The sequence below is a fragment of the Neisseria sp. P0013.S005 genome, assembly GCF_051958425.1.
In the GTDB taxonomy this organism is placed as follows: Bacteria; Pseudomonadota; Gammaproteobacteria; order Burkholderiales; family Neisseriaceae; genus Neisseria; species Neisseria subflava.
On record NZ_JBQCVL010000009.1, the window covers coordinates 1 to 18105 of the forward strand.

The following is an 18105-nucleotide window of genomic DNA, read 5'->3' on the forward strand; positions in this document are numbered from 1 at the left end:
GGGTGTTTTTGTGCATGTTCATGTTTCAGTATTCTCCTGGAAATACTGTAAACAACGCTACTAGTTTCTACAGGTAATCAATCATGCCCGTTCGGGTGTCCAATAGCTCACTAAATGCACGGCTCAAACAGTCGATTTGGTCATCGTGCTGACCGTTTGGGAACATCCGCATTTCTGAAATCAGCGCATCTGTATCCCATGTGCCGTCATCCAGCACCATCACATTACCGATGTTGACCTGTGCCGCGAATGGCTCGGCTCGTGTCACCTTATCGCCCGACTCAGGGCTGGCAGATACAGAAAAACCCGCCAATTGACGGGTTAAATATAGGGTTTGCGACTTGCCGGCCTGCCCAGGGTCTTGCGGGATAGATATTTTTGTTTTCACACCGTCTTTTTGCACCGTGTTTTTCAAAATTCTGTCTCGCTCATCCGCCCCATATTGGCCGCGCACAATATTGGCAATAATGTACCGCCCATCTTCTGTAACACCAAGCCTGCCGCCTGCTGTATAGTCGCCATCGTTTGCGGTTGAGGCTAAGTCCCATCCGCGCACCCATCTGATATTACCGGCAGGCAATGCCTTAACAAATTGCAGATTATCAGGCTTGAACGTACCGCCATCAGGCGGTGCAGATTTTTGCAAATACTGCCCGGCAAACACATACGGCGCGGCTTGTTCCATTAGGCGCAGTGTTTCAATATCGTGCTTTTCAGGCCATAACGCCGTGCCGTCATCTTGAATCGCTGGTAAGCACAAATGTTCCCATTCTTCGCCGTTGCCGCCGTCAAGCAGCCATCCTGCAATATCGTTTTCATGCAACCTTTGCATAATCACGACAATCGGTGTATCGGGGCTGTTCTTCCGTGATTCCAGCGTATTTTGAAACCAGTCGATAACATTCTGCCGTCTGACCTCGCTTCGTGCTTCGTCGGCCTTGTGCAAATCGTCCAGTATGATTGCGCCGCCGAACCCCTCGCGGTGTTTGCCCGCACCAAAGCCGGTAATCGTGCTCCCGTACCTGTTGCGTACATCACGCCGCCGGCAGTTGTTTTCCAGTGATGACTACTCTCGCTTGCAAGTGCTAAATCAGGGAAAATTGCCCGATACTCTTCGTGTTGCACTAAATTCCGAATCTGTACGGAGTTATTGACCGCCAACGTAGCCGAATAGCTCGCATGAATAAATTCACAATCCGGCACGCACCCCATCGCCCACGCGATGAAGTTCACGACCGCGATTTCCGTTTTCGAGTATCGCGGCGGAATATTAATAATCAGGCGTTTTGTTTCGCCGTTGAAAACACGTTCTAGGGCGTTACAGATTAGGGCGTGATGATTCGCTCGCTGCCAAATATAGCCACGTCTTTGATAAAACATCCAGCGTGTAAACATATACAAGCTGCCGTATGATTCCTGGGGTATTTGTCAAAAGCGTGGGTAAGTGGTTTCACACCAACGATGAGAGCTGCACCCAATACATCCTACTGCGCACCATGAAAGAGTTGCCGGTGGGGTTACGCTGGAAAACGATGGAAAACGATTTCGTCCTCATGACCCGCGAGCTACTGGATGAGATGACTACGCAGATGGTATTGGATGAGCAGGCCGACTTTGCCAACGCCGAACGCCATAAAGCCGCCATGTTAAAGGCCGAAAATCCGCTGGAATACGATTATTCGGACGGCTGGACAGCTAACTACGAGCAGCCCGCCGCCGAGCTGGAGGAGGCGTAATCATGAAACCACGATACTACCTAGCTCTCTATAAAGGCCATCGGGGCGGCTCCGGCTGGCGCGTATGGTGTGCCGAGCCACCGACTGGCTGACCCGCATTCTCACTCGTGGCCAATACAGCCACGCCGAGATTGCCTACGGCCCAGTCGAAGGCGGCGGGTACGACTGTATTTCATCTTCCGTGCGCGACGGCGGCGTGCGCGCCAAAACGATGCTGCTGCCCGCTGATAAGTGGGATCTAATCCCGTTGCCCGACAGCATCAATGAGCACGGCCAGCTCGACCGCCTATACCGCAATACCGTCAGCTAGCCCTACAACTGGTTCGGTGCCGTCGGCGTGGTATTCAAAACCCGCCAACGCGACGACAAGTGGTTTTGCTCCGAGTGGTACGCCGCCGCATTGGGGCTGCCCGACTGCTGGCGCTGGTCGCCCAATGATCTTGCCGCCATCGTGTCCGTCCTAAAAAGGCAGGCATGAAAAATCTCGCCACGCAGGCGGGGAATAAGAAAGATGAGACGGCGACGCGGCAGGTGCGGGAACACCCGCAGCGAACTGCCCGCCTATCTCGACCTCGTGGCCGAACTGCACCTGCCCGGCTGGGAGTGTTTTGCAGACAGCCAAACCTTTACTGTGAGCAGCACCATCAACCGCAATTCGAGCTACGACGACCACCTGATTTATAAGTTCTGTCGACAAGCGGCAAAGCAGTAGAAAACAAACAGGTCAACGAGTATTCCATTAAAGGCTACTCTGGCACCGAAACCAATAAAGAAAACGGCAGCGTGACTGCCAAAGCCGGTATCAAATTCATCGATACACCAAAGACGGTTCAAACGTTGATGTAAATGCCAACCTGAACGTCAACTACGCTGATGAAAACAAAAAAGAATCTACCGCCGTCAAAGGCGATATGAATGCGACCAATGTTGTCATCAACGCCAAAGACTCTGCTGAAATCGCATCCAACATTACTGCCAACAACAACGTCAACATTACCGCAGGCAACGGCGTAACCTTCACCGAGTCAGCCAATACTGCCTCCAACCAAGGTACAGCCGTTAATGTCGGTATCGGCGCTGGTACGACAATCAATGTTGAAACCGGTGTTGCCGTTCCTCACGTCAATGGCTCTGTCGGCGTCAACAAAACCGATAACGCTTCTTCTACCGCCACAGGCGCGAATGTAGCGGCTGGCAATGACATTAAAATCAATGCCAACAACGGTGACGTCAACCTGCACGGTACCAACCTGGTATCCAACAACTCCGTTGAAGTAGAAGGCAACAAAGTCAATACTTCCGGCGCAATCAGCAGCGTTAACGAAAAAAACCTGACCGTCAATGTCAACGGCAGCTACGCTTCAGGCAAACCTGACGGCGGCATCAACGCCAAAGGTAAAAACGAAGCCAACGTAACCAATACGGCAAACACCATCCAAAGCGACAATGTTGTTATTACTACCGACTCTCCAACCGGTTTGAGCGTCAACAATACGACCATCAACGGTAATAATGTTGCGTACTACTATGACGACAGTAAAGCTCCTGCGGCGAACCGTTATACCTATCGTCCTCGCCAACCAAGCTACGCCAAACGCCGTTTGCGCTACTAAGATGCGCTATTGAAGTCATTTAATAGCCCTTAAGACATGCCGTCTGAAAACAGAAAGTTTTCAGACGGCATTTCTATCATCAATGCAAAACAACACACTATCTCTGTTATGATAATGCCTCGCTAATATTATTCCGTTCCCACCATGTCTTCCGCCCTTCCTTTTGACGCGCTCACACTTTCCATCGACGGCACCAACCTCATCGAAGCTTCTGCCGGTACGGGTAAAACCTACGGCATTGCCGCGCTCTTTACCCGACTGATTGTTTTAGAAAAAAAAGACATCGAGAAAATTCTGGTCGTTACCTTTACCAAAGCGGCGACGGCAGAACTGAAAACCCGTTTGCGCGCGCGTTTGGACGAAGTGTTGCAGGTTTTGAACGAAATCCAAACTTTGGGCGGCAAGCCGGAACATATTTCAGACGGCCTGAACAAATATTACGAAAAAGAGAAAAAATCCCCCGATGACTTTCTCAATCGCTTGATTCCTTTGGCTTTAGGTGAGCAAGACGGACAGGAAAGCTGCCATCGCCTGATTCTCCGCCTCAAAGCCACGCTGAGCCAGTTTGACAACGCATCGATTTACACTATCCACGGCTTCTGTCAGCGCGTCTTGCGCGATTACGCGTTTTTGTGCGGTGCGCCTTTGGATGTCGAGCTGTCGGACGACTCGCGCGAGAGGCTGCTGATTCCTGCGCAGGACTTTTGGCGGCAGAAAGTGGCAACCGATGCCACATTGGCACAATTGGTTTTTGACCGAAAATGCACGCCTGAAGAAATGCTTGCCGAAATCAAAAGCTATACCGGCCGCCCCTATCTGAAATTCAGACGGCCTGAAGGCAGTTTGAAAGAAGCCCAAGCCAACCTTCAAAAAACATGGCAAAAAGTTTGCGGTCAGTTGGAAGACTTGGAAAAAGCGTTTTGGACAATCTTGCCCAAACTTAATGGCCAGACCTACAAAAGAAATACCTTTGAAAATGTTTTTATCGATTTAAAAACAAACGCCGAATCCAGTCATCTGCCCCGCCTGAGCAAACAAACGCTAGGGAAATTAAGCCTCTTCAGTATCGACACGCTCAACAGCAAACTGAAAAAAGAATATAAAGCCGATGCCGATGCGCCGGAAATTATTCAGCTGCAAGCCTTGGCCAATCTCGGTCGTGATTTGCAGGCAATGAAAAGCGCGGAAGAAGCAGTCTTCATCTGCCTGCAACTCGACCTCCTTTCCTACATCAACCAATCCATTGCCGAACAAAAAAAATCACGCCGTGAGCGCGTGTTTGACGATTTGCTACTGGATGTCCATCAGGCATTGACCACCAATGAACACGGCAATGCGTTGGCAAAAGCGGCGGCGGCAAACTGGGAAATCGCGCTGATTGACGAATTCCAAGATACCGACCCGCTGCAATACGAAATTTTCCGCCAAATTTTTATCGAACAAGGCTGCCCGCTGTTTCTCGTCGGCGACCCCAAGCAGGCGATTTACAGCTTTCGCGGTGCGGACATTTACGCCTATCTGCAAGCCGCGCAAGATGCGGACAGGCATTACACCCTCGCTGTCAACTACCGCAGCCATGCCAAGCTGATTAACGGCATCAGCGCCTTGTTCAAACAAAAAAAACACCCCTTCGTATTGGAAAATATCGATTACAGCGATGTCTCCGCCAGCCGCGCCAAAAGCCGGCTGTCGCCACACCGCCCCGCCATCCAAGTGCGCTGGCTCAATACGGACGACCAAACCGGCAAAGAAATTTTGCGCGGCCGTGCCGCCGAATATTGCGCCGATGAAATTGCCTTTGCGCTCAATGAAGCAGCCGAAGGCCGTCTGAACTTCAAAGGCCGTGCATTGGAATCCGGCGATATTGCCGTCTTGGTACGCACCAACAACGAAGCGGCGATGATTGCCGGTAAACTGAAACAGCGCCGTATCCAAAGCGTGTTGCTGTCGCGCCAGTCCGTTTTCGATTCCGCCGAGGCAGACTCGCTGTCCGCGCTGATCGGCTTTTGGCTCAACCCAAGGCAAACCGACTGGCTGCGCTTTGTCTTAACTGGCGTTTTATTCGGCTATACCGCCAAAGAGATTTACGAACTCAACCACAACGAACACCAGCTACTGAAATGGCTGGAATCGTCTGCCGAAGCCATGGAAAAATGGCGTAAAGGCGGCATTTTTGCCGCCGTGCAGCAGTTTGCCGCCCTACATGACATCGAAACACGCCTGCTCAAAGGCGGCAACGAACGCAGCCTGACCAACTACTACCAAATTCTGGAGCTTTTGGCCGAAGAAGACAGCCAAAGCCGCAACCCTGCCGCCCTGCATAAATGGCTGAACGAACAAATCGGCCGTGCGCGCAGCGGCCATTTCCCGTCAGACGCGCAAACCATCCGTCTTGAAAGCGACGAAAAACTGGTCAAAATCGTTACCATGCACGCGTCGAAAGGTTTGCAATATCCTTTGGTGTACTGCCCCTTTGCATGGGATACCAAAGACAATTCCAAAGAAAACTGGAAAATCCTACATACTGAAAACCACGAAACTGAGCTGCTGGCAACATCGCAAACCTCGGAAGCAGAACTAAGCCACCTTACCGACGAAAAGACGGCAGAAGATTTGCGTCTGCTCTATGTCGCCCTTACCCGCGCCGAAGAACAGCTCAACATCTACGCCGCCGCCAACAAAAACTGTACGCCAAACAATCCTTTTGCCTATCTGCTCGAAGGTTTGCCGGATGCCGGCCGCGAAAGCGTCAGTCAAAGCTATAAAAGCGCGACAGATGTTGTGGAAATGCTCAAAACCAACTGGCAGCGCTTTATCAAAAACGCGCCTGAAAATACGGAGTTTGCCTTCACGGAAGAAGCCCCGCCGGAAACCGTCTACCAATACAGCCGCCAGCAAGACCAAGCTTTTGGCGCACATAGCATCAAACGCCGCGATTTTGACTTTATCCGCCACACCAGCTTTACCGGTTTGAGCAGACACACCAAGTCAACCGACGAACAACACGAGCCTTTGCAACCTGCCATCGACCCGGCAGAAAGCGCAGACCGTGCCATGCCGTCTGAAAACCTGCCGTCCCCACTTTCAGACGGCCTTGATATCCACCATTTCCCCCGCGGCACCAATGCCGGCGTATGTTTGCATGAAATGTTGGAAAAACTCGACTTCGCCGCCTCTGCCGAGAGCCAATCCGAAATGATTGCCGAAGTTTTACAACGCCACAGCTTTGAAGACAAATGGCTGCCGACGGTAAGCGCCATGCTTGATACCTGCCGCCTGACACCTTTAATCGGCGAGAGCCTGTCGCAGATTCCGCCGACCCGACGCCTGCCCGAAATGGGGTTTACCCTGTACATGGACGATTTCAAACTGGACAACTTGCGCCGTTGGTTTGCCTCAAGCGAAGCAAACCTGCCGACCGAATGCGTCCAAGCCGCGCAACTGCTTGATTTCCATGATTTGCAAGGCTATTTAAACGGCTTTATCGATATGGTTTGTCAAGATTCAGACGGCAATGTCGTTTTAATCGACTACAAATCCAACCATTTGGGCAACGATGCAAGCGCGTACACGCAACAGGCGATGAACGAAGCCGTGGCGCATCATCACTACTACCTGCAAGCCCTGATCTACGCCGTTGCCATTGCGCGCTACTATGCCCTGCGCGGCAAGCCGTTGACCAAAATCGCCATCCGCTACCTCTTCCTACGCGGCATGGACGGCTCGGAACGAGGCATTTGGAAATGGGACATCGATACCGCCCTGCTTTCCACTTTTGTTGAACGAAAAACAAATTCTTGATAAATCATTTTGTTAAACCGTCAAAAAGGCTGTCTGAAACGTTTTCAGACGGCCTGTTTAAACGGCTGCCGGTATGGTTATGGAACGATATTGTCCTGCGCGCAATCTTCAAACGGAAAGAATGCTTTTCTATTTCTTTATAACCAAAGCGTCTGCTGCTGGTTTTTCGGCAGCAAATGACTCACGCCGATACCGATCAGGCGGAAGGCGTCTTCGCGTTGCGGCGGTATGCGTTGCAACAAAGTATGCGCCGCCTGAAGCAGCGAGGCGCTGTCGGGAAGGACGGAAGAATACGTCAGCGAACGCGTGATAATGCGGAAATCGTGGGTTTTGAGTTTGAGGGTAACGCCTTTGGCTTCGACGTTTTTGCGTTCGATTTGCCGCCAAAGGTCTTCGGCAAGGTGCGGCAAATGGCTTGATGCCTGCATCAAAGACAAATCTTCGGGCAAGGTGATTTCGGTTGAGATTTGCAGGCGTTCGCGTTCGGCTTTGACCGGCCGCTCATCGATACCGCGTGCCAAATCGTAAAGGCGGTAGCCGTAACGGCCGAAATGGTTTAAAAGTTCGCCACGCTCAAAACGGCGTAAATCGCCGGCGGTCTGAATACCGAGGGCATTCATCTTTTTCAGCGTGACTTTGCCGACACCGGGAATCTTACCCAACGGCAGGCTCTCCAAAAACACCATGATTTTTTGCGGCGGCAGCACAAACTGACCGTTCGGCTTGCGCCAGTCGGAAGCGATTTTTGCCAAAAACTTATTGGGTGCGATGCCTGCGGAGGCTGTCAAACCGGTTTCTTCAAAAATTTCGGCACGAATGCGTTTGGCCACCTCGCTGGCGTACGGGATATTTTCAAAATTTCGGGTAACATCCAAATAAGCCTCATCCAAAGACAAAGGCTCGATCAAATCGGTATAGCGCCGAAACACAGCATGAATCTGCGCCGACACTTGGCGGTACAAATCAAAATGCGGCGGCACAAACACCGCCTGCGGACACAGCCTTTTCGCCGTTGCCACCGACATCGCCGAGTGCAAACCGAATTTGCGTGCTTCATAAGAAGCGGCACAAATAACCGACCGCGTACCGTCCCACGCCACAACGACGGGCAACCCTTTCAGGTGCGGCTGCTCGCGCAGTTCTACCGAAGCGTAGAATGCGTCCATATCGATATGGATGATTTTGCGTTGGGACATGGGAAAAGATGGATAAGAAAAAGGCTTATTGTAACAAAAGGCCGTCTGAAGTTTCAGACGGCCTCTATGTTTAAGCCTTATTTTTTACTGGAAAGCTGGTCAAACAATCCACCATCGGCAAAGAATTTTTTCATGATTTCTTCCCACGATCCAAATTTCTCATTCGGATTAAACGTGTCAATCTCAGGGAAGTCGGCTTTGTGTTTCGCCAATACTTCGGCATTGCGCGGACGCAGGTAAAGATTGGCGGCCAATTCTTGGGCTGGTTCGCTCCAGAGGTTTTGCAGATAGGCTTCGGCAGTGGCGCGTGTGCCTTTTTTGTCGACTACGCTGTCCACGACGGCAACCGGTGCTTCGGAAAGAATAGTGTAGCTTGGATAAACAATTTCAAATTGGTCTTGGGTCAGCTTTTTGCTGACGTAGTTGGCCTCATTTTCAAAGGTAACCAAGACATCGCCGATATTGCGTTGACTGAAGGTCGTCGTCGCCGCGCGGCCGCCGTTTTCAAACACAGGCGTGTTTTTCAGCAATGCGGCCACAAAATCTTTGGTTTTGCCTTCATCGCCGTTATTGACTTTCAAACCATAACCGTACGCACCCAAAAAGGCGTAGCGGCCGTTGCCGGTGGTTTTCGGGTTGGCCAAAACGATTTGCACGCCGTCTTTAGCCAAATCGCCCCAGTCTTGGATGTGTTTCGGATTACCTTTACGTACCAAGAAAACGACGTTGCTGGTATAAGGTACGGCATTGTCCGGCAGGCGTGTATTCCAATCAGCTTTGACCAAACCTTTTTTCACCAAAAGCTCGATATCGGAAGTCTGGTTCATGGTCACCACATCGGCAGCCAAACCGTTAGCGACAGCCAAAGCCTGCTTGCTGGAGCCGCCGTGCGACTGTTGGACTTCAACCGTCTGCCCGCCGTTTTTTGCGGCAAACTCTTTGACAAATAAAGGATTGTATTCTTTATAAAAATCGCGGGCGACATCGTAGGAGACGTTCAGCAATTTGACTTCGCCCCCCTTACCTCCGGCAGCTTGAGAGGCATTGTCGGCGGATTGTTCGGTTTTTGGCGAGCACGCGCTCAAAGCCAGCGCGGCGGTCAAAGCGGCAAAAGAAAGCGTACGGATATTCATGGTCGGCTCCTGTTAAAAATATGGGAGCACTTTATCGGGATTGGATGCAAACTGGAAATAATGTTTGCTTTCGCGTTTATCAGTTTTGGTTATATACAATCCGGGCGGAAGTTGGGAAAAAATGCCCACACAGATAAGCATTACGATAAATTATATATACATCAATAAGATAAAGATTAAAGCAGCTATTTATACAAGATAAACATACGTTGCAAACAGCATTGCCCAATACGTCAGGCCGTCTGAAAATCCAATATAAATAATTATTTATAATTAAAAAATCTAATCCTTTGTATTTACAAAAAATGCAAATAAGAGTAATGTTTCTACTCGCCAAAATACAAGGCCTTTCATTCAACAACAAAATGGAGTGTAGAAATTATGAAACAATGGATGCTTTTAGGATTGCTGGGATTGGGCGCAGTGGCGCAGGCGCACGATGTTTGGGTGGCCGCACCGACACATCAGCCTGCCGGCCAAATCCTGCATGCGGATTTGGGTTACAGCCATGACTTCCCCAATGTCGAAAAAATCGCCGACGACCGCGTGCATATTTTCAAACCACTGCAATTGACCGGCAGCTCAAAGAAAACCGTTGACATGGTGAATAAAGGCGAAAACTATCAATACGTTTCCAAAGCCGCTTTGCCTGAAGGTTCTTACTGGGTCAGCGCAACCTACAAACCGACTTTCTGGTCGAAAAACCAAGACGGCTGGAAACAGCAAACCTTGAAACAGCTGGCCGGTTCAACCTATTGCGAACAATCGCAAATGTTCGGAAAGAGCTTTGTCCAAGTGGGCAACGGCGCAGTTGATGAAGCTGTATTGACCCGCCCTATCGGCCAAGAGCTGGAACTGGTTCCGCTGAAAAATCCGAACGAAGTCAAAGCCGGTGGTATTTTGCCGGTCAAAGTCCTGTACAAAGGCGAGCCTTTGGTTAAAGCCACCGTTACCGCCAGCTCGGACACTTTGGCCGAAATGGACTTGGAATCAACCCATGACCACCGCGAGCCTCAAGGCTTCTCCGGCAAAACCGATAAAAACGGCGTGGTCAATGTGATTACGTTGATTGACGGCTTGTGGAAAATCAAAGTGGTGAACGAGACCGATTACAGCGATAAAAGCGTATGCCAGCAGGACAAAGCTTATGCAACGCTGATCGTACCTGTCGGCACCAAACGCGCGGCTGCACGCCATGCCCTCCATCATCAACACTAACAGCCATTAACAAAAGGCCGTCTGAACTTTCAGACGGCCTTAATTTATTCCCATTCATAACCCAAATTTCTAAAAAAACGGGAGTATGTTTCCAATCTATCCTCATTCAATTGGGCAAACCGGACACGGTTGCAGCCGGTCAAGACCACATTTCCCATCCAGTGCGCCCCAAAGACGCGCTCTAAAGGGACATTCCTCATTTGATTGATAAACGGTACTTCTAAAGAAAATTGCGTAGCAATATTCGGAGGCGCAAATTTCAAACCCAAGTCCTGCAATCTATAACGGTGTTGCGCCGTCAAAAACATATCTTCGTGGTGCAGCTTTACCAGCCATTCCATATCGGCAATTTTTTCGTCTTTCGGCGGCAACGGCGGTCGGATTTCTACATTTAAGCCCAATTGTCGCGGCATGGCTAAAAGCCGTCTGCTGCGCAGGCTGAAACCACCGTTCTGCGGCTCGTCCAAATTCGGAGAAGTCTGAATCAGATGTTGTTTGGCCAAATATTGGTCGGTTCCCTTCAGGAAAAACTGCCCGTCGGCTTCGGTTTCCAACAAAATCGGCAAAGGTGCGCCGATATAGTCATATTCCCGATAGGCATCCTGCCAGTTTTGACCGTTCAACACCCAGCCGTCATTTTGAACAATCAAACAATAATCCGTATCGATGTAATACATCAGTTGGTACAAAACAAACAAATTGTATTCCAGATAACCGAATTTCCGGCAAGGCTGATGTCGGATATTTTCCGGCAAACCTTGCGGACAGCTCGGGCTGATCAGCAATCCACGGCTGCCGGGCAATTCGGCACAGCTGCGGACAATGGCATACATCGTGCCCTCGGTATAAGAATCTGCGCCGGTAATACCAACCACGGTAATGTCAGTAAAACTCATCAATATATTCCCTTGTTTCAGACGGCCTTTGAGCTATTTACGACGCCTTATTGCAGATATCTTTCAAGCGATATAAGGCATCCAAGGCTTCGCGTGGCGTGAGGTTGTCGGGCTGAATTTGTGCCAAGGCTTCAGCCAATTCATTAGCCTGCAAATTATCGACAGACTCAACTTCTTGTTCTTTCCCTTCCTCATCTTCCCTATTTTCAGACGGCATGGCGCTGAAAATATCCAACTGAGGACGATTGGCGGCGGCTTGGTTTTCCAAATCGTTTAAATGCTTTTGAGCCGCTTTCAAAGCGCGGTTGGGCAGACCTGCGAGTTTGGCGACGGCGATACCGTAGCTTTTGCTGGCGGGGCCGGGTTCGATGTGGTGGAGGAAGACGATGTCTTGTCCTTGTTCGAGTGCGGAAAGATGCATGTTGACTGCCGTTGCGTGGGCTTCGGGCAGTTTGGTCAGCTCGAAATAGTGGGTGGCGAAGAGGCTGAAGGATTTGTTTTTTTGCAGCAGGTGTTCGGCAATGGCTTGAGCAAGGGCGAGGCCGTCGAAGGTGGAGGTGCCGCGTCCGACTTCGTCCATGAGGACAAGGGATTGCTCGGTGGCGTGGTGGAGGATGTAGGCGGTCTCGCTCATTTCGACCATGAAGGTCGAGCGATTGGAAGCTAAGTCGTCCGATGCGCCGATACGGGTAAAGATTTGGTCGATGGGGCCGATTTGGGCGGCATCAGCGGGGACGAAGCTGCCGGTGTGCGCCATGAGGACGATGTGGGCGACTTGGCGCATATAGGTGGATTTGCCGCCCATGTTGGGGCCGGTCAGGAGCATGAGGCGGTGTTTGTGGTCGAGGCGGGTGTGGTTGGCGGTGAAGTGGCGCACTTGTTGCTCGACGACGGGATGGCGGCCGTTTTCGATATGGATGACGGGGTAGTCGGCGAACTCGGGGCAGACGAAGCCGCGTTCGGCGGCGGTGGCGGCGAAGGTGGAGAGTACGTCGAGGGCGGCGGCGGCTTTGGCGGCTTTTTGAAGCTGGGGAAGGGTCATCTGAATGTCTTTTAGAAGGGCTTCAAACAGGCGTTTTTCCAGTGCCAATGCTTGCTCTTGCGCGGTCAGGACTTTGTCTTCAAAGGTTTTGAGTTCGGGGGTGATGAAGCGTTCGGCGTTTTTGAGGGTCTGGCGACGTTGGTAGTCGGCGGGGACTTGTTCGGCCTGGACTTTGGAAAGCTCGATGTAGAAGCCGTGGACGCGGTTGAACTCGACTTTGAGGGTGGAGAGGCCGGTGCGTTCGCGTTCGCGCGCTTCGAGATCGAGCAGGAATTCGTCGCCGTGGTTTTGGATGTGGCGCAACTCGTCGAGTTCTGCCGAATAGCCTTGGTTGATGACGCCGCCGTCTTTGAGCCAGACGGCGGGTTCGGGCATTACGGCGGCTTTGAGGGTTTCGGCAACGGGCAGGGTTTCGGGGAAAACGGCTTTGAGGGTTTCTAAGAGACTACTGCCCTCGGCGGACAATTCGATTTCGGACAGGGCAAACAGGCTGTCGCGCAGGGCGGCAAGGTCGCGTGGGCGGGCGTTGCCGACGGCGATGCGGGCGGCGATGCGTTCGATGTCCGCAATGTTTTTCAGACGGCCTTGCAGGTTTTCGTATTGCGAACCCAGCGCGGCAACGGCTTCTTGGCGGGCGCGGATGTGGGCGCGACTGCGCAAGGGATGGTGCAGCCAGAGTGCCAAGAGGCGGCTGCCCATGTGGGTGGCGCAGCCGTCGAGTATGGAAAACAGGGTCGGCGATTTTTTGCCGGAGAGGGTTTGCGTGATTTCGAGATTGCGGCGCGTGGCGGCGTCCATGCCGATATATTGGCTGTCGGTTTCGAGCGAAATGCCGTCGAGGTGTTGCGGCATCAGGTTTTGCGTCAGGCGGATGTAGTTCAACAGCGCGCCCGCCGCACCGACGGCGGCTTCGTGTTCCTTGCCGTCCAAACCGAAGCCGTGCAGGTCTTGGCAGCCGAAGTATTCGGTCAACAATTTCGCGCCCGCATCGGCGGCAAACTGCCATGAGTTCAGGCGCGTAATGTTGGCAGAGGTCGTACCACGGGCAGGCTGCGCACTCTGAAAACCATTAGGCAGGCTTTTGCCTTCGGGCAACAGGATTTCCGCCGCCTGCAAACGCGCCAGCTCGTCGGCAAGTTTGTCCGCCGTCGTCAGCTTGGTTTTAAATTCGCCGCTTTGCAAAGAAGCCCACGCGATGGCGACGTGTTTTTTATCCGCGTTCACCGCCGCGATACGGTTGGTTTCCTTGTCTTCCAAAAACGCCGCGTCGGTCAGTGTGCCGGGCGTAACGATGCGCACGACTTTGCGCTCCACCGGCCCTTTGCCCGCGCCGACTTCGCCCACCTGCTCGCACACTGCCACGCTTTTGCCCATCTTCACCAGCCGCGCCAGATACTGCTCCGCCGCGTGAAACGGCACGCCCGCCATCTTAATCGGCACGCCGTCCATCTGCCCGCGCGTGGTCAGGGTGATGTCCAACAGCTTCGCCGCTTCCACCGCATCATCCAAAAACAACTCGTAAAAGTCGCCCATACGGTAAAACACCAGCTTGTCGGCGTGTTGCGATTTGATGGCGAGATACTGCTGCATCATCGGGGAAACGGTGGGTTTAGACATGGAAAAGCCTTAGAAACGCAAAAGCGTTATTGTAACAAAAGGCCGTCTGAAAAACAGGTTTCAGACGGCCTTTAACAGCAGCTTGGGTTTAAGCCAAAGCCACTTCCAAATTATCAATCAGTCGCGTTGTACCCAGACGGGCGGCGGCAAGCACCACCAATTCTTTATCGCCAACATGAGCCACTGCCAAGCTGTGTGCATGGCGGATTTCAACGTAATCAACCACCCAGCCGGCATCGGTCAAACGGCGGATACATTCGGCTTCAAGCTGGGCGTAATCCAGATTGCCGTTTTTCAGGGCAGCGGCAATATTTTGCAACTCTTGATAGAGGCGCGGCGCTTCTGCGCGTTCTGCTTCGCTCAAATATTGGTTGCGGCTGGAAAGTGCCAGGCCGTCTGAAGCGCGGCCGGTGTCGACAGGAACAATGTCGATATTGAAGTTCAAATCTTCAACAAAGCCTTTGATAATCGCCAGCTGCTGATAGTCTTTTTTGCCGAAGCAGGCGGTATCAGGTTGAACAATGTTGAACAACTTGGTCACAACAGTCGCCACGCCGCGGAAATGGCCCGGGCGGAATTTGCCGCACAATTCATTTTGCAAGTGCGGAGGCTCGACATTGAAACGCTGTTCCACATTCGGATACAGCTCTTTTTCATCAGGCGCGAACACGACGGCAACACCCTCGCCTGCCAATTTGTCGGCATCTTGTTGCAAAGTGCGCGGATATTTGTCGAAATCTTCGCCTTGTCCGAATTGCAGGCGGTTGACAAAAATACTGACCACAACATTATCGGCACGTTTTTTCGCCTCGCGCACCAGCGCAAGATGGCCTTCGTGCAAATTGCCCATGGTCGGCACAAATGCCACTTTTCCGGCAGTTTTGCGCCACTCGCGCAATTCTTTAATCGTATGAATGATTTGCATGGTTTGAAAAATCCTTTATCTTTTCCGCCGTTTCATCAACGGAAATCACGCGCCGATTATACGCTTTTATTCATCAAAAAGGCCGTCTGAAATAAGTTTCAGACGGCCTGGTTTTTATTTTATCCGGCAAACGTATGTTCGACAGATGGGAACGTTTTTGCTTTGACTTCGTCCACATAGGCTTTGACCGCGGCTTGAACGCTGTCTTTGCCCTGCATAAAGTTCTTCACGAATTTGGCGGTTTTACCGGGGAAAATGCCGAGCATATCATGCATCACCAAAACCTGACCGTCGCAATCCACGCCTGCTCCAATACCGATGGTTGGGCAAGAAACTGTCTCGGTCACTTTTTTCGCCAACTCTGCAGGAACGCATTCCATCAATACGATTGCCGCACCTGCCACATCATGCGCTTTGGCGTCGTTGAGCAACGCTTCTGCCTTATCGCCGCGGCCTTGAACTTTATAGCCACCGAATGCAAACACGGATTGCGGGGTCAGGCCGATGTGGGCGCAAACAGGGATACCGCGCATTTGCAAAAATTTAGTGGTCTCCGCCATCCAGACACCGCCTTCGAGCTTGACCATATGCGCGCCGGCCGCCATCAACTCTGCCGCTGCCGCAAATGCCTGCTCTTTGCTCTGCTGATACGCGCCAAACGGCAAGTCACTGACAATCATGGCATTTTTAGTACCGCGAGCCACACATTCAGTGTGGTAGCACATATCCTGCAAGCTCACCGGCAAAGTGGACTGACGACCTTGCACCGCCATACCTAAAGAATCGCCTACCAGCAATACATCCACGCCGGCATTGTCCATCAGCGCGGCAAAGCTGGATTCATAAGCGGTCAGCATGGCGATTTTTTCGCCCTCTGCTTTCATTTTTTGCAAAGTGTTTACGGTAATCATGGTGTTTTGTGTGTTCCGCCCGACGGGCAGCCCTTTGTTGTAATGGAAACGCGGTATTATAAGGTCTGCTTTTAAAATATCAAAGCATAAGCAAAAAGCCCGACTGCTTTCACAATCGGGCTTTTAATTGGTGCCGGCACCAAGAGTCGAACTCGGGACCCCCTGATTACAAGTCAGGTGCTCTACCAACTGAGCTATACCGGCTTACTGAAATGCCTTGAGGCACCATCAGTCTTTAACTGGTGCCGGCACCAAGAGTCGAACTCGGGACCCCCTGATTACAAGTCAGGTGCTCTACCAACTGAGCTATACCGGCAAGGAAGTCGGCATTATGCCGATAAGTTCCCATCTTGGCAAGCATTTTAAAACAAAGTTACTCACGAAATTATAAAAACCAATGATTCTAAAGAAAATTAAATACCTGCCTTATCTTTTCATCCAACATACTCAAAGGCCGTCTGAAAACCGCCCCAGCGCAAAACATCATTGTTTCTGTTAAAATAACTCCTTTTACATCTTTCGTCTGCACCCATGCCACCCCGCCATCCTTACCGCCGCCTGCGCCCAGCCAAATCCCATCTGCCCGAAGTTGGCATTTCCGAAGAAGGCAATATCCGTTCCCTGCACTTGGGCAGCGACACCATTCAAAGCTCCATGAATGTCGATCATCCGTCAGAGCTGGTGTTGTCGTACAGCCGCGCCATGATGGGTTGGCTGCTGTTTGCAGAAACTCCGCCCAAACACATCACCCAAATCGGCTTGGGCGGCGGCTCGTTTGCCCGTTGGATAGACAGCTATCTGCCCCACACCAAGCAAACCGCCGTGGACATCAATCCGCAAGTCATCGCCGTGGCGCGCAGCCTGTTTGAATTGCCGCACGAAGGCGAAAATTTTGAAATTATCGAGGCGGATGGTGCGGAATATATTAAAGTGTTCCGCCACAATACCGATGTGATTTTGGTAGATGGTTTTGACGGCGAACAGATTATCGATGCTTTAGTGGAAGAGCCCTTCTTCCAAGACTGCCGCAACGCCCTCTCTCCAGACGGCGTATTTGTCACCAACTGGTGGAGCGGCGACCAGCGTTATCAACGCTTTGTCGAACGCCTGCTCAACGTCTTTGACGGCCGCGTGCTCGAGCTGCCTGCAGAAAGCCACGGCAACGTAGCGGTCATGGCGTTCCAAAGCAGCCCTAAAGAACAAAATCTCGACAACCTGAAAAAACGCGCCGAAAAATTAAGCGAAAAATACGGCTTGGACTTCAAACGGATGCTTGCTGATTTGAAAGCCAACAATCAAAACAACGGCAAGAATTTTTATCTGTAAACCGTTTCAGGCCGTCTAAAAAAACAAACAAGGACACACTCATGCTCAAACCCGACATCATTCAAATCCCCGGCCCGGCCGGTTTGCTGGAAACCATCTACCTGCCAAGCGCACAAGAATCCGCCCGCGGCGTTGCCGTCATCAACCACCCCAATCCCCTGCAAGGCGGCACCAACACCAACAAAGTCATCCAAACCGCCGCCAAAGCCCTCAGCCAACTCGGCTTCCATTGCTACCTGCCCAATTTGCGCGGCGTAGGCAATAGCGAAGGTGAACACGACTACGGCCGTGGCGAAACGCAAGACTGTATTGCCGTTATCGACTATGCTCGCGCGCAACATCCTGACGCGCCACAATTCGTCTTGGCCGGTTTCTCATTCGGCGGCTACGTTTCCACCTTTGCCGCACAAGCGCGCACGCCTGATTTACTGTTGCTGATGGGCGCCGCCGTCCATCACTACACCGACCGCCCGGAACCATCCAACGTTCCCGATGTCGCCAAAACATTGATGATTCATGGCGCAGAAGACGAAGTCGTCGAAATCAACAAAGCCCTGACATGGGCAGAACCACAAGGCCTGCCTGTTGTCACCATTGCCGGTTCGTCCCACTTCTTCCACGGCAAACTCATCGTTTTACGCGATACGATCACACGGTTTGCACCGGCTTTATTAGGTTAAAATCCGGCTGC

Annotated in this window: 14 protein-coding genes, 2 tRNA genes and 1 pseudogene; 8 read left to right on the plus strand and 9 right to left on the minus strand. The window is 51.8% G+C overall.

Going from position 1 to position 18105, the window contains the following annotated elements:
• Positions 1-67: 67 nt before the first annotated feature.
• A pseudogene (gene terL / locus ACTHTA_RS08950) lies at positions 68-1395 on the minus strand (phage terminase large subunit).
• A gap of 14 nt (positions 1396-1409) precedes the next feature.
• Between terL and ACTHTA_RS08955 the strand changes: the two are divergent.
• The 5 genes from ACTHTA_RS08955 (at position 1410) to recB (ending at position 7150) form a co-directional block, all read left to right on the plus strand.
• The gene (locus tag ACTHTA_RS08955) at positions 1410-1736 is read left to right on the plus strand and encodes a DUF4376 domain-containing protein (RefSeq protein WP_053090877.1); all 327 of its coding nucleotides are present in this window, start codon (positions 1410-1412) and stop codon (positions 1734-1736) included.
• Positions 1737-1800: 64 nt separating this feature from the next.
• On the plus strand, positions 1801-2046 hold the full coding sequence (locus ACTHTA_RS08960; RefSeq protein WP_308887970.1) for a hypothetical protein: 246 nt from the start codon (positions 1801-1803) through the stop codon (positions 2044-2046).
• Positions 2047-2073: 27 nt separating this feature from the next.
• The gene (locus tag ACTHTA_RS08965) at positions 2074-2214 is read left to right on the plus strand and encodes a hypothetical protein (protein ID WP_308887969.1); all 141 of its coding nucleotides are present in this window, start codon (positions 2074-2076) and stop codon (positions 2212-2214) included.
• Positions 2215-2647: 433 nt separating this feature from the next.
• Positions 2648-3349 (plus strand): hemagglutinin repeat-containing protein, encoded by a 702-nt coding sequence (locus ACTHTA_RS08970; RefSeq protein WP_440364613.1) that lies wholly within the window; start codon positions 2648-2650, stop codon positions 3347-3349.
• 144 nt (positions 3350-3493) lie between these two features.
• Entirely contained in the window at positions 3494-7150 is a 3657-nt protein-coding gene (recB, locus tag ACTHTA_RS08975; RefSeq protein ID WP_308887966.1) for an exodeoxyribonuclease V subunit beta, read from the plus strand.
• Positions 7151-7287: 137 nt separating this feature from the next.
• On the opposite strand, the gene dinB is transcribed toward recB, so the two are convergent.
• On the minus strand, positions 7288-8346 hold the full coding sequence (gene dinB / locus ACTHTA_RS08980; protein ID WP_308887964.1) for a DNA polymerase IV: 1059 nt from the start codon (positions 8344-8346) through the stop codon (positions 7288-7290).
• A 77-nt stretch (positions 8347-8423) separates the two neighbouring features.
• The gene (locus ACTHTA_RS08985; RefSeq protein ID WP_308887973.1) at positions 8424-9473 is read right to left on the minus strand and encodes a sulfate ABC transporter substrate-binding protein; all 1050 of its coding nucleotides are present in this window, start codon (positions 9471-9473) and stop codon (positions 8424-8426) included.
• A gap of 387 nt (positions 9474-9860) precedes the next feature.
• On the opposite strand from ACTHTA_RS08985, the gene ACTHTA_RS08990 reads away from it, so the two are divergent.
• Positions 9861-10697, plus strand: coding sequence for a DUF4198 domain-containing protein (locus ACTHTA_RS08990; RefSeq protein WP_049329714.1), 837 nt, complete (start codon positions 9861-9863; stop codon positions 10695-10697).
• Positions 10698-10741: 44 nt separating this feature from the next.
• On the opposite strand, the gene ACTHTA_RS08995 is transcribed toward ACTHTA_RS08990, so the two are convergent.
• From ACTHTA_RS08995 to ACTHTA_RS09020, 6 genes are all read right to left on the minus strand, one after another.
• Complete coding sequence (locus ACTHTA_RS08995) at positions 10742-11593, minus strand: DUF5672 family protein (protein WP_440364522.1); 852 nt, start codon at positions 11591-11593, stop codon at positions 10742-10744.
• Between the two features lie 37 nt (positions 11594-11630).
• Complete coding sequence (gene mutS, locus ACTHTA_RS09000) at positions 11631-14252, minus strand: DNA mismatch repair protein MutS (RefSeq protein WP_440364523.1); 2622 nt, start codon at positions 14250-14252, stop codon at positions 11631-11633.
• An 88-nt stretch (positions 14253-14340) separates the two neighbouring features.
• Positions 14341-15177, minus strand: a complete 837-nt coding sequence (panC, locus tag ACTHTA_RS09005; RefSeq protein ID WP_070749227.1) for a pantoate--beta-alanine ligase — start codon at positions 15175-15177, stop codon at positions 14341-14343.
• A gap of 119 nt (positions 15178-15296) precedes the next feature.
• A complete protein-coding gene (gene panB, locus ACTHTA_RS09010) occupies positions 15297-16088 on the minus strand; it encodes a 3-methyl-2-oxobutanoate hydroxymethyltransferase (protein ID WP_308887958.1) in 792 nt (263 codons plus the stop codon).
• Positions 16089-16216: 128 nt separating this feature from the next.
• Positions 16217-16292 (minus strand) — tRNA-Thr (locus ACTHTA_RS09015).
• A 36-nt stretch (positions 16293-16328) separates the two neighbouring features.
• Positions 16329-16404: transfer RNA gene (locus tag ACTHTA_RS09020), tRNA-Thr, on the minus strand.
• 215 nt (positions 16405-16619) lie between these two features.
• Here ACTHTA_RS09020 and ACTHTA_RS09025 point away from each other — a divergent pair.
• Together ACTHTA_RS09025 and ACTHTA_RS09030 are read left to right on the plus strand one after the other, a co-directional pair.
• Positions 16620-17414, plus strand: coding sequence for a polyamine aminopropyltransferase (locus ACTHTA_RS09025; RefSeq protein WP_070592056.1), 795 nt, complete (start codon positions 16620-16622; stop codon positions 17412-17414).
• 41 nt (positions 17415-17455) lie between these two features.
• Positions 17456-18094, plus strand: coding sequence for an alpha/beta hydrolase (locus tag ACTHTA_RS09030; RefSeq protein ID WP_137040936.1), 639 nt, complete (start codon positions 17456-17458; stop codon positions 18092-18094).
• Positions 18095-18105 lie beyond the last annotated feature (11 nt).